This window comes from Alishewanella sp. HL-SH05 (assembly GCF_052655985.1).
On sequence record NZ_CP199753.1, the window covers coordinates 2,447,295 to 2,459,385 of the forward strand.

General features: G+C 43.5%; 20 protein-coding genes. 3 read left to right on the forward strand and 17 right to left on the reverse strand.

Annotation, left to right across the window (positions count from 1 at the left end; genetic code table 11):
- Positions 1-73: 73 nt before the first annotated feature.
- The 10 genes from ACUJFL_RS11135 to ACUJFL_RS11180 all read right to left on the reverse strand — a co-directional run bounded on the left by ACUJFL_RS11135 (position 74) and on the right by ACUJFL_RS11180 (position 5,997).
- Positions 74-514, reverse strand: a complete 441-nt coding sequence (locus tag ACUJFL_RS11135; RefSeq protein ID WP_445427520.1) for a hypothetical protein — start codon at positions 512-514, stop codon at positions 74-76.
- Positions 515-1,013: 499 nt separating this feature from the next.
- A complete protein-coding gene (locus ACUJFL_RS11140; protein WP_445427521.1) occupies positions 1,014-1,376 on the reverse strand; it encodes a hypothetical protein in 363 nt (120 codons plus the stop codon).
- A gap of 94 nt (positions 1,377-1,470) precedes the next feature.
- On the reverse strand, positions 1,471-1,914 hold the full coding sequence (locus tag ACUJFL_RS11145) for a DUF695 domain-containing protein (protein WP_445427522.1): 444 nt from the start codon (positions 1,912-1,914) through the stop codon (positions 1,471-1,473).
- A gap of 152 nt (positions 1,915-2,066) precedes the next feature.
- Positions 2,067-2,408 carry a hypothetical protein gene (locus ACUJFL_RS11150; RefSeq protein WP_445427523.1) on the reverse strand — a complete coding sequence of 114 codons (342 nt, stop codon included), beginning with the start codon at positions 2,406-2,408 and terminating at the stop codon, positions 2,067-2,069.
- A 79-nt stretch (positions 2,409-2,487) separates the two neighbouring features.
- Positions 2,488-2,925 carry a hypothetical protein gene (locus tag ACUJFL_RS11155; RefSeq protein WP_445427524.1) on the reverse strand — a complete coding sequence of 146 codons (438 nt, stop codon included), beginning with the start codon at positions 2,923-2,925 and terminating at the stop codon, positions 2,488-2,490.
- Positions 2,926-3,044: 119 nt separating this feature from the next.
- Positions 3,045-3,389, reverse strand: coding sequence for a hypothetical protein (locus ACUJFL_RS11160; RefSeq protein ID WP_445427525.1), 345 nt, complete (start codon positions 3,387-3,389; stop codon positions 3,045-3,047).
- 450 nt (positions 3,390-3,839) lie between these two features.
- Positions 3,840-4,067 carry a hypothetical protein gene (locus tag ACUJFL_RS11165; protein WP_445427526.1) on the reverse strand — a complete coding sequence of 76 codons (228 nt, stop codon included), beginning with the start codon at positions 4,065-4,067 and terminating at the stop codon, positions 3,840-3,842.
- 105 nt (positions 4,068-4,172) lie between these two features.
- A complete protein-coding gene (locus ACUJFL_RS11170; RefSeq protein ID WP_445427527.1) occupies positions 4,173-4,442 on the reverse strand; it encodes a hypothetical protein in 270 nt (89 codons plus the stop codon).
- 786 nt (positions 4,443-5,228) lie between these two features.
- A complete protein-coding gene (locus ACUJFL_RS11175) occupies positions 5,229-5,519 on the reverse strand; it encodes a hypothetical protein (RefSeq protein ID WP_445427528.1) in 291 nt (96 codons plus the stop codon).
- Between the two features lie 133 nt (positions 5,520-5,652).
- On the reverse strand, positions 5,653-5,997 hold the full coding sequence (locus tag ACUJFL_RS11180) for a hypothetical protein (protein ID WP_189431820.1): 345 nt from the start codon (positions 5,995-5,997) through the stop codon (positions 5,653-5,655).
- 314 nt (positions 5,998-6,311) lie between these two features.
- On the opposite strand from ACUJFL_RS11180, the gene ACUJFL_RS11185 reads away from it, so the two are divergent.
- From ACUJFL_RS11185 to tnpC, 3 genes are read left to right on the forward strand one after another with little or no spacing between them, the layout of a single operon-like run.
- Complete coding sequence (locus ACUJFL_RS11185) at positions 6,312-6,686, forward strand: transposase (RefSeq protein WP_445426663.1); 375 nt, start codon at positions 6,312-6,314, stop codon at positions 6,684-6,686.
- On the forward strand, positions 6,683-7,030 hold the full coding sequence (tnpB, locus tag ACUJFL_RS11190; protein ID WP_445427529.1) for an IS66 family insertion sequence element accessory protein TnpB: 348 nt from the start codon (positions 6,683-6,685) through the stop codon (positions 7,028-7,030). Before ACUJFL_RS11185 ends, tnpB begins: the two co-directional genes overlap by 4 nt.
- Before the next feature lie 49 nt (positions 7,031-7,079).
- Positions 7,080-8,609: an IS66 family transposase gene (tnpC, locus tag ACUJFL_RS11195; protein WP_445429082.1), complete on the forward strand. Its 1,530-nt coding sequence runs from the start codon at positions 7,080-7,082 to the stop codon at positions 8,607-8,609.
- A 378-nt stretch (positions 8,610-8,987) separates the two neighbouring features.
- Here tnpC and ACUJFL_RS11200 read toward each other — a convergent pair whose 3' ends face one another.
- The 7 genes from ACUJFL_RS11200 to ACUJFL_RS11230 form a co-directional block, all read right to left on the reverse strand.
- Positions 8,988-9,230 (reverse strand): PLDc N-terminal domain-containing protein, encoded by a 243-nt coding sequence (locus tag ACUJFL_RS11200; RefSeq protein WP_445427530.1) that lies wholly within the window; start codon positions 9,228-9,230, stop codon positions 8,988-8,990.
- A 105-nt stretch (positions 9,231-9,335) separates the two neighbouring features.
- A complete protein-coding gene (locus tag ACUJFL_RS11205) occupies positions 9,336-9,704 on the reverse strand; it encodes a hypothetical protein (RefSeq protein WP_445427531.1) in 369 nt (122 codons plus the stop codon).
- Positions 9,705-10,185: 481 nt separating this feature from the next.
- Positions 10,186-10,449: a hypothetical protein gene (locus ACUJFL_RS11210; protein ID WP_445427532.1), complete on the reverse strand. Its 264-nt coding sequence runs from the start codon at positions 10,447-10,449 to the stop codon at positions 10,186-10,188.
- 102 nt (positions 10,450-10,551) lie between these two features.
- Positions 10,552-10,830, reverse strand: a complete 279-nt coding sequence (locus ACUJFL_RS11215) for a hypothetical protein (RefSeq protein WP_306178884.1) — start codon at positions 10,828-10,830, stop codon at positions 10,552-10,554.
- Positions 10,831-10,962: 132 nt separating this feature from the next.
- On the reverse strand, positions 10,963-11,190 hold the full coding sequence (locus ACUJFL_RS11220; RefSeq protein WP_445427526.1) for a hypothetical protein: 228 nt from the start codon (positions 11,188-11,190) through the stop codon (positions 10,963-10,965).
- Between the two features lie 117 nt (positions 11,191-11,307).
- Positions 11,308-11,568 (reverse strand): hypothetical protein, encoded by a 261-nt coding sequence (locus tag ACUJFL_RS11225; protein WP_226752462.1) that lies wholly within the window; start codon positions 11,566-11,568, stop codon positions 11,308-11,310.
- Between the two features lie 77 nt (positions 11,569-11,645).
- On the reverse strand, positions 11,646-12,071 hold the full coding sequence (locus ACUJFL_RS11230) for a hypothetical protein (protein WP_445427533.1): 426 nt from the start codon (positions 12,069-12,071) through the stop codon (positions 11,646-11,648).
- Positions 12,072-12,091: the final 20 nt, after the last annotated feature.

Below are 12,091 nucleotides of genomic sequence, written 5' to 3' on the forward strand. Positions count from 1 at the left end.
CTAAGCCACGCTTGCTAAACTGAGCGAAGCGCTAGCAAGCTTGGCGTGTCCGCCTGATTTTACTTGTTATGCGTTACCTGTGCCTCAAGACGGAGACCTCAACCTTACCAACGTTCTTGCTTAATAAATGGCTATTAGCGCAACTTGTTGACAAGTAGACATGCTCATTCTCTGAGTTTATTCTTGGAAAACTTTCATCACAATTACCAACAAATTGACCATTGGAATCAAACAAACTAAATCTTAGCGACAACCCCATATTTAGAGTAGTTTCATTGAAGTTTTTCGCTTTAGAATAAACTACAACTTCATCATTAATTAAAGATGTTTCAATCACCTCAATACCCAATGCTTCAATGAATGAGTCGGTTTCAAAATATAAATATTCATTTAGTTGTTTTTGATGTTTATCCTCTAATTTTTCATGAAGCGTATAATTGTACGTGACAAGTACAAAAACTACAGCAAACGAAAAACCAAGTCCCCATAAAAGACCGTCTAGAATTCTACGCATTTAGCAGACCTTATTGACGTATAACGCCCAAATTTAGCGCGGAAAGCCGCGCAGCGGGTTGACGTCGCAGCCAGCGCTTTTTGCTGGCGATAAAATTTGCTTGTTATGTGTAGATAAATCCAAACACAACAAAAAGAAAAAGTGTAAACCAACGCAGTCTATTCAGGTTCCGAATTTTATTAACGCTACTTATTAAGGCCGCACCAGCACCCTGAAAACTTAATCCACAAAATGACAATTGAAAAATTAAAGCTGCCCTTTCAAAGATCGATGGTCCAAAATGATCATATTGATTTACGAATTGTGAGTCATGCTTTTTCAATAGCGGAAAGAAAATGTGCCATTCTTTACGTATCAAATAATCCAGTATTCCACTGATAATTATTAGAGCAAATAGCAAAATCATTCTGAATTCAGTGCTTATCATATCGCCTACACATAACGCTTTAAACAGCGGAAAACGCGAGCGCAGCGAGTGGTTTTCCGCTGCTTTAACTTGTTATGCATTGGTGCACCGAACCCTACTGACTCGCAATCCATCATCGAAAGCTTGAACCAGTTTACTGCCTTCATTCAAAAGAAAGTAAGTAATTTTACTTTCCCAATTTTCCCCTTCGCCACTGAAAGCGAATCGAGCAATAAATGAAATGTTTTTTGATTCGATCACTTCAATTAGATTGCCGCTTGACTCCCAATATTCAACTACTGAAGAACTAATATGGAGACGCATATCGCTATATTGTGTTTTACACGCTTCATCATTTGCGTCCCAAGTGCCTTGAAAGGTCTTAGGAATTCGAGGACTAGAGTAACTTGGTACACTTAGCAATAATGAGAAAATAATGAATACCAAATGTCGCATACATTCAATCCTTTAAGATGCATAACGCCGCCGCCACGGGCGAGCACAAGCGTAGCTTGTACGAGTCCAGCCGCAGGCGACGTGCGCGGCCTTGTTAGCTGCCTTTATTGAAATCATTTAGCAACTCCTTGAAATCTTTCCACTCTTTATCTTCATAGAAGGTAATTTCAATCGGATATCTTTGGTGACTGAATAGAGATTCATTTAATGCTTTCAAAAATTCATCGTCGCTTCTTATTTGATATACAAGCTCTTTTAGGTTGTTCCCCGTTCTGCTGTAGATGTGCTTACAAAGCCCTTTATTTTCTATACCCTCCTCGAGGGCATCTTCGAGCTTTATCATTTCTTTGTTTATTTCATCTATTGGCATTCCATTGTTTTCAGCGCCATCGTATTGCCATGAAACAACGACAAGTCTTGGATATTGTAATCGGATTTTTTCTTCTGGGAATTCGTTAACAAACTTATAGATGACTGGAAATCCATTTATATACACTCTACCGATAATCCCTTTTGGCTCATCTGCATTAGAAGTCATTGAAAATATTACTCCTAGAATCAATAGTATGACTTTGTTCATGGGCAGCTAACGCTTTGCTAATGGGAAAATACTGCGATTTGGCCGGAACGGCCAGCAGTAATTTTCCCAGTGAGTTTACGAACGAAATTTAGCAACTTGTTATATGCCATTTATAAACAACGACCTACACTTGCAATTGAGTGACCAGAGACACCATTACTATTAAAACTGGTATTAGCTGTGATTACCCAATCTTTGCAGGCAAAACCATCATCTTTTACTGTTTCTAAATTTGTAGAAATACTATCTGAAAGTGGGTTCACGAACGCATTTGCATCAATCTTCTTAAGTGAGGTTAAGGCTTCCTCTCTTGATGTTCCAATAGGGACACGAGATTCAAGCTCACTTTTCCAATAAACACCTCGTTCACTGACAATATTTGCGTCGCCACAAGCAACTAAAACAAGTATTGAAAGTGGTAGCAACAGGTGTTTGAGTCTATTCATTGGCATATAACGCACGCCTAAATGGCGAGCAACTTGTTGCGAGTCCAGCGGCCACAGGCCGCGATGTTTAAGGCGCTTGTTAGCATTACTTTTGAGAGGACAAAGCGGCCTTTCTTGCTTCGGTTGCTATTTCTTCGGTTAAGCCATCATCAAATGAAAATGAGTATATTCTCCAACCGCTTTTTACTTTAAAAAATTGAAACTCATAACGAACGGGTTGCCTATCGTAAGTGGCTAGATAAGTAACATGCACAAAATTCTCACCAACTGCGTAAGTGTCAATTTTACCTATACGGTTAATTTCTCCAATAAGCCCTTCAAGCGCATTTAATTGCGTTTTAACATTTTTAATTTGATCTGGAATTGATGATACGTATTTATTTGTTCGATAAATGGAATCAACAGCTTCATCTACTTTCCCAGATTGATACAACTTGAAAAAATCATCAATCTCGGTTTGATAATCTGCAGCTAAAGAATTAAATGACAGCAAAGTAGCTAAAAATATAATCGATAACTTCATGTTTGGTAATTCTCCTGTAATGCTAACGCTTACAATAACGGGAAAAACCGAGTGCATTGCAACGAAGTTGCAGCGAGGCTTTTTCCCAGTGAGCAAAGCGAACGATGTTTATTGTTTTGTTAGGTAGCATGTCGCAACCGTTTGAGTTGTATGACACCAATAACAGTACCTATTGGAATAAATAAAAGCCATAAATAAGACATCAAACGGGTGTACCTTTTAAACCAATTTGGTAGTGCCTCGATAGAACGTGATAAATTTAAGCTTAATAAAAGCCCCAAAATTGAAGGCACAACAGCAATTAAGGATTTAACAATACTGGCAGATAATGCCCCTGCGACCAACTTAGGATCTGCGGTGGATATGGCTTCGACAGCATTGAAAATACCAATTCCGAAGTGTAGTAACGCAAGCAGATAAAATAGCTGAAGTGTTGTACTCAAAATGACCAAAATTATTTGCATTCCTTTTGCTACCTAACGCTCAAAGCAGCTGCGCGGTACGCGTCGGCTGGCTTTGCTTGTTAGCAGCCCAAACCAGACTTGCGCGGCTAGCCGCACTTGCAAACCTGAACAACAGCACGGCTGCTTTTATTAAAAACTAAACCAGCCAGCTGCGACACAGCGAGCCAACCGGAGCCTGTAAAACTGTGTGAGCGAAGCCCAGAAGAACAACGCTACCGCCACAACCGTTTGCAGCAAACCCGCAAACTGGCGTACGTTAACTTTTGGCGCTGCCGCTAAGAAAACCAAACGCGAGCACGGCCGAACAAAACAACTGACTAAAACCGTTAAAACCCGAACACCTGCTAACGCTTTGCTAATTGGCTGCCGCAGCGCAGCGTAGGCAGTCCAGTGGAGGCCACGCTTTTTGTGGCCGGAACGAAATTGAGCAACTTGTTATATGCAATTTCACTACTTCTTATCTTGATTATTTAAGTATGTAACAACAACTTCAGTGGTTTGCTTTTGATCACAAACCTTACATTTACCTTCAAGGTACTGTTTTTCATCAAGAATATAGATTTTCGGTTCGGTGATTCCTAAATCAGCTTTATTACAATAGTCGCACCACGAATCATTAATGAAGAATTCTTGATCAGATTGCTCTAAGTCATCGAAGTTCAAATATTGTTTCTTCATACATCCCTTCGCATATAACGCTGCCAGCAGCGGCCGAAAAGCCGCGCAGCGGTTTGAGGTCCAGCCCACGCAGTGGGCGTTGCTGACTGGCCTTGTTAAATTTCATTACGCATCACTCACATTGATTGAAGGAAATGAGCCACTAAGAAACTCAATAAACATTCCAAACACTTCGAAGTAATCTCCTGAGCGGTGGCAGAGTATGCGTGAGCCATCAATCTTCATCGCAAAACTCATTTTTTGTGAATTGTGCTCCGTTATGACCCAAGTATCATTTTTCTTATGGCTCTTAAAATCAGTGCAAAAATCTACAATAAATGCTTCTAACTGGGCCTCGGAGGCTGACTCAACGGTAATTTCTTGGGCTAAACCCATGTTCTCTCCGAAATTTAACGCAAAGCACATGGGTGACGACCGCATCGCGGTTGGCATCCCAGCGACCGAAGGGAGCGAATGGTGCGCCTTGTTAGCGGCGACAAACACACTACCCTCGCGGCACTGCCGCCAAGCGATGCCAAACAACGACACCCATGTGCACAATTAAAAACGTAACCAGCCAAGTGCGATACAACGAAATGACTGGAACTTGAAAACTTATAATCTAGCGGAGCCAATGAGCCAAAAGGAACAACGCTACCGCCCCATCAGAGATTGCATCTGACCAACAAACTTGCGAACTTGATGGAATAAATTAACAACTGATATACAACTTAACGCAAGCAGAGCCGAAAAGTAAAACAGATTTTGAAACTAAACCATCTCGACAGCCGGCTAACGCAAAGCACACGGGCGACGAGCCGCGCAGCGGGTTGGCGTCCCAGCGACCGCAGGGAGCGAGTGATGCGCCTTGTTAGCGGCGCAAACACACTACCCTCGCGGCACTGCCGCCAAGCGATACCAAACAACGGCACCCCTGTGCAAAATTAAAAACGTAACCAACCAAGTGCGATACGGCGAAATAGCTGGAACCTAAAAACTTTAAAGCTAGCGGAGTAAATGTGCCAAAAAGAACAACGCTACCGCACCATCAGAGATTACACCTGACCAACGAACTGGCGAACCTGAAGAAATAAATTAACAACTGAGATACAACTTAACGCAAGCAAAGCCGAAAAGTAAAACAGATTTTGTCCCCAAACTTTTTTGACAGCCGGCTAACGCTCAAAGCAGCTGCGCGGTACGCGTCGGCTGGCTTTGCTTGTTAGCAGCCTGAACCGGACTTTCGCGGCTTGCCGCACTGGCAAACCCGAACAGCGGCACGGCTGCTTGTATTAAAAACGACACCGGCCAGCTGCGATACGGCGAGCCAACCGGAACCTGTAAAAACTGTTTAAGCGAAGCCAAGAAGAACAACGCTACCGCCACCACCGTTTGCAGCAAACCGACAAACTGGCGAATGTTAACTTTTGGCGCTGCCGCTAAGAAAACGAAACGCGAGCAATACCGGAACAAAACTACTGACTAAAACCGTTAAAACCCGAACACCTGCTAACGCTCCGCACACGGGCGACGAGCCGCGCAGCGGGTTGGCGTCCCAGCGACCAGCGGGAGCGAGTGCTGCGGTTTGTTATGTGCGAGTTTGATACTACTGGCCACCACGAAGCACTCTGAAAAAAAACTCCATAACAAACAATGTAATAAAAAAATATATAATATTCATTATTATTGCTCTGTATTTTCTGAACGGTAATGTTTTAGATAAATCAGGGTTCATTTGCTTTAATTCAGAGAGCATACTTTTACCACTCTCTGTAAGCGAAAGATTCATAAACACGGATTTGTCAGGAGCCTGCATTGTCGTACTTACGTAACCTTTTAGAATTAGCTCCGAGAGTAATTCGCGAGAAATAAATTCATCAGAGGCAATTCTTATTGGAAGTGAGCCCGAATGAATGTCAAATAAAGCTAGCAAGTACTCGCGTGTGTTCATTTATAAACTCTATTCTCTACGCTCATGACAACCTAAGCACATAACGCAAAGCACATGGGCGACGGCCGCGCAGCGGTTGGCGTCCCAGCGACCGAAGGGAGCGAATGGTGCGCCTTGTTAGCGGCGACAAACACACTACCCACGCGGCACTGCCGCCAAGCGATGCCGAACAACGGCAACCCTGTGCAAAATTAAAAACGAAACCAGCCAAGTGCGATACAACGAAATGACGTAAGCGTCCGGTGAACACATCTTTTATTTGCTGACTGATCACGCATCATACCTGTCACCGTTTTCAACCGTGAGAGTTATGAATGCCCGTATTAAAACAATCCGATGTACGTAGGGCCTTTTCGCCCGAGTTTAAATGGCAGCTCGTTCAGGAATCCAAAGAACGTGTATTGTCGGTATCTGAATTGGCGCGCAAATACGATGTAAATACCAACCAGGTGTTTCGCTGGGTGCGAGAAGTTAACGTCGGTAAGGCTTTGTGGGTCAGGCGTGCTAAAGGTGAAGTGGATATGCCAGCTGCCCCCACGCCATTCCTTCCTGTCAGTGTCAGTGCGATTGAAGCTGTGCCGGTGCTCCATAAACCAGCCATAACGGTGTCGTTTCGCAGTGGTCATCAACTGGTATTGCATGAGGCAACACCGGGTATGTTGCAGCAATTGGTGGCGGCGTTGTCATGATTACCTTATCCCATGAACTGCGTGTATGGCTGTGTGCCGGTTACACCGATATGCGCAAAGGCTTTGATGGCCTGGCTGCAATGGCGCAGCATGTGCTGCAAAAAGACCCGTTTAGCGGTCACGTATTTGTGTTTCGCGGACGTCGTAGCGACCGGGTTAAATTGCTCTGGTGGGATGGTCAGGGGTTATGTTTATTTTACAAGCGACTGGAGCAGGGTAAATTTGTTTGGCCAAGTGCAAAATCGGGGGCTGTGCATTTAACACAAGCCGAATTGGCGCTGTTACTGGAAGGCTTAGACTGGCGGCCACCTGCCAGAAAAAATAGACCAATAAACGCCGCATAATTGCATTTAATCAATGAGTTAGCTGGATTTTTATGTTATTATGCAGCGCATGAAAACGATGGCATCTTCCTTACCCAATGACCCAAAACAGTTGCAGGAAATTATCCTTCAACTGCAGTCAACGCTTGCCCAGCAGGATACCGTTATTGCCTCGTTACGCCACCAGTTATCCGTATTAAAACGTGCCCGCTTCGGACGTTCGTCCGAGCATATCGATAAGCAAATTCATCAGTTGGAATTACAGCTTGAAGAGCTTGAGATGCAAACTGCAGCCTTACCAAAGCTAGCCGCACCAGCAAAAGAGAACAAAGCCACGCCCCGTCGGCGCGTCTCTCTGCCTGCACAATTACCGCGAGAAGAGCTTCGTGTTGAAACGGCTTGCCAGTGCCCGGCATGTCAGGGCGAATTAACCCATATCGGTGATGATGTTTCTGAAATGCTCGATGTGGTGCCGGCCTCTTATCGGGTTATCCGTATTGTACGCCCTAAATTCAGCTGCCAGCACTGCGACACATTGGTACAAGGTGCTGCGCCTGAGCGTGTGATTAAAAAAGGACTGGCCAGTGCGGCATTGCTCACACAGGTAATGGTTGATAAATACCTCGACCATCAACCGCTGTACCGCCAAGCTGAGCGGATGGAACGTGAAGGCATCGACATCGAGCGCTCTACCTTGGCTGACTGGGTAGGACAAACGAGTGCATTACTCACACCACTGGCAGATGCCATTGGTCGCCATGTTAAAGCCAGTTACCACGTACATGCGGATGATACCACCGCACCGACGCTATCACCGGGTAAAGGTCGCACGCAAACAGGTCGTTACTGGACCTATGTCCGCGATGGTCGCCCCTGGGGAGATAGCACACCGCCTGCGGTATGGCTGCAATACAGTGAAGACCGAAGAAGTCTTCATCCTGCGGCGCATTTAAAAGATTACAAAGGCTCACTGCAGGCCGATGCTTATGCCGGTTACAACGAATTATACCAACGGCAAATCACCCAACATGGTTGCTGGGCACACGTGCGGCGTAAGTTCTATGACATCACTCAAAGCGGCCCTTCGCCTTTAGCCGACGAAGCCATTGCGATTATCCAATCCCTCTATATGATTGAAAAGCAGGTGCGCGGCCAACCACCGGATGAACGACAACACATCCGAGCCACAAACGCCAAGCCAATCCTTGAGCGCTTCCATGCGTGGTTGCAAACAACCCTGCGTACCTTATCGAAAGGCTCGCCGTTATCCAAGGCTATTCATTATGCTCTGAAACAGTGGGAGGCGTTGGTTGCCTATGTGGATAACGGTTATGCTGAGATAGATAACAACAGTGCAGAGCGCTCATTGCGGCCGATTGCCTTGGGTAGGAAAAATTACCTGTTTGCGGGTTCAGTTGCCGGAGGAGAGCGAGCTGCCGTGCTGTACTCAATACTCGGCACCGCTAAACTCAATGGCATCAATCCAAATGACTATCTCACAGCGGTACTCAAACGTATCGGCAATCACCCCATCAACCGTGTCGATGAGTTGTTACCTTGGAATATCGATCTATCCAAACAGTCAGGTGACGCGATTTAAGACACCAAGTGTCCACTAAAATTAAGTGGACACTTAAATCAGAGCGCTAACCTGTGATCGCCGGACGCTTACGAAATGACTGGAACTTGAAAACTTAAAATCTAGCGGAGCCAATAAGTCAAAAGGAACAACGCTACCGCACCATCAGAGATTGCACCTTGCCAACAAACTGGTGAACCTGACGGAATAAATTAATAACGGAGATACAACCTAACGCAAGCAGAACCGAAAAGTAAAACAGATTTTGTACCTAAACCGTCTCGACAGCCGGCTAACGCCCGATTAAGAGGCTTTTAATTGTTGGCTAAAATGTGAAGCGAAGCGGAACCTAGCCAACTGTTAAAAGTCCTGCTTGAATGGCTTGTTATATGCTGATAATCACTCTAGTTGAGAAGTACGATCACTAGAACCGCCACCAAATGAACCTCCACTAGGTTTATTATCATCTTGGCTGCGATTAAATAGCCATAAGGCAATAGCACCAACAAATGGAATTAACCAAACAATAACTATTTGCGCTATTTTTTGAAACTGCTCTAAATCATCTCTTTTATAAAGATAAATACTCATTGCAATATTAAGAACAATTAATATTGCAAAACTAATTAGAAAATAATTCATGTGCAGATATATTCTTAGGCATATAACGCCCAAATTTAGCGCGGAAAGCCGCGCAGCGGGTTGACGTCGCAGCCAGCGCTTTTTGCTGGCGATAATATTTGATTGTTAGTTGCCAATTGCAGCCTCACCCTTTTGGACTTTATGCTGTAAATAATAATCGACTGCTTGTGCAAAGTTACCATCCATATTAGCTGAGCAAAACTCATTTAACACGGGTAACAAAACCGATTGATACTCACTTGTTGATGCTGGGCTTTTACCTTTAAGAAAACGAACTCCGGCACCGTCAAAATAACCCGCAACCCATGAGTTAATATTTGACGATTTGTGCGAATTGCTTTCCAACTGCTCGATTGCAACATTGCAATCCCAGCTACCTATGCCTGACTGCGACAAATGAAACTCATTAGTTTGTGCGCAGACTGAAAACGTGAATAGGATTGATACAAAGGATATTGTTTTGGCTTGCTTCATAACTATTCCTTTTGGCAACTAACGCAAAGCACATGGGCGACGGCCGCGCAGCGGTTGGCGTCCCAGCGACCGAAGGGAGCGAATGGTGCGCATTGTTAGCGGCGACAACCACACTACCCGCGCGGCACTGCCGCCAAGCGATGCCAAACAACAGCACCCAAGTGCAAATTTAAAAACCTAACCAGGCAAGTACGATACAGCGAAATGGCTGGAACTTAAAAACTTTAAAGCTAGCGGAGCCAATGAACAAAAAGAACAACGCTACCGCCCCATCAGAGATTGCACCTGACCAACAAACTGGCGAACTTGACGGAATAAATTAACAACTGAGATACAACTTAACGCAAGCAGACCCTAAAAGTAAAACAGATTTTGAAATTACAACTTCTCGACAGCCGGCTAACGCTCGCCTAAACGGCGAGCAACTTGTTGCGAGTCCAGCGGCTGCAAGCCGCGATGTTTAAGGCACTTGTTATAAGCATCACTTAACAATTCTTTTGGGCTCCTCTAAAAACCACATAATGAATGTACATTTTTTACAAATAAGAACTGAAGCACTTCTATTTGCCCAATCTAAATTTATAAATGTCAGACCTGCGGTATTTAATTGCGCTTCTCCAGTTTCAAAATGCTGATGTCCGCAATGGATGCACTTCGCGCTTACACCATTGACTGTATATTGGTCAACTTTTAAAGCTGCCGCAGCGCCCTTTAAACCTTTACCGAGAGTCTTCAAGAATGACATCAGTACTCCTCTAGCTTATAACGCTTTAAACAGCGGAAAACGCGAGCGTTTTGGCGCAGCCAGCGAGTGGTTTTCCGATGATTTAACTTGTTATACGTGTCTTTATTTAACCTTGAAAGCATAAGCGCAAATAAGCACCCCAATACCGAAAAATGCACCACTGATGTTACTAATAATAAATAACCCATTTTCACTATCAAATACTTGTAGACCATAAACTGTGAGCGGTATTGCAACTAAGGAATTTATTAACATAACCAGCAATCCGAACAAAAAATATTTTTTGGAAAGTCCTGAAGACTTTGAAGCAACAAAGGCTGCAACAAGGATAAACCCAATTGTGGTGATATTGATCAGTAAAGCAGTATTTAAAACTTCCATGATTCCCTAATTCATCCCAAAAACGTATAACGCTTTGCTAATTGGCTGCCGCAGCGCAGCGTAGGCAGTCCAGTGGAGGCCACGCTTTTTGTGGCCGGAACGAAATTGAGCAACTTGTTATATGCAATTTCACTACTTCTTATCTTGATTATTTAAGTATGTAACAACAACTTCAGTGGTTTGCTTTTGATCACAAACCTTACATTTACCTTCAAGGTACTGTTTTTCATCAAGAATATAGATTTTCGGTTCGGTGATTCCTAAATCAGCTTTATTACAATAGTCGCACCACGAATCATTAATGAAGAATTCTTGATCAGATTGCTCTAAGTCATCGAAGTTCAAATATTGTTTCTTCATACATCCCTTCGCATATAACGCCCAATTAACGGGCAAAAAATTGTTTGCTAAAATGTTGAGGAACGAAACAGCAAACTGTTTTTTGTCCCTTTTGAATTGCTTGTTATATTTTCAATTTTACATGACATTACAATGCGACACTTTGTATTTACCTAACTCGGTTTTGTTTAACTCAACAATCATTATTGTTGGAATATTTTCACCTTTAAACATTAACGCTTTCTTATTATCTATTTCATCAGATTTTTGAAAAGGACTGCCAAGTTCTTTGATAAGTTCTGATTCGAACATTCCGATCTCTACTTGACTGCATGGCTCTATGTCAGCTTCGCTACATCCAACCAACGTTAAGAAAGCTAAAATACTAATTATACGCATGGACTTCCCTGAAAATATAACGCTTTAAACAACGGAAAACGCGAGCGTAGAGAGTGGTTTTCCGCTGATTTAACTTGTTAGGCATTGGTGTACACCGGCTCGTCATTTTTCCAGAAGTGTCCAAAACAAATGGTAGTAACAACACCATATTCAGCTTGAACTTCAAGCTCTAGTTCTGAAAAACTATAGCTTTCCATTGAACCGTAATCTTCAAATTCGTAAGTGGCTTCGCCTATTTGGTGAAGTTTAGATATAACTTCATCAGCAGCTAAACCTATAACGTTGACTCCCTGAATTAATAGTTCAGGGTTTGAACATTGTATCCAGTGAAGCTTATCCCCTTCGTCCATCCAGAACGTCGACTTTAACTTATTATATTGAAGCAGAGGTAAGCCATTGCTATCAAAATCTATTTTATCAGGCTCACCAAGTAGGCTTTTCAGGGCAGCTTGGTCTAAACCAAATCGAATATTATCTAATCCAGTACCGAATTTTACTTCCATGTTCTAACCTATGCCTAACG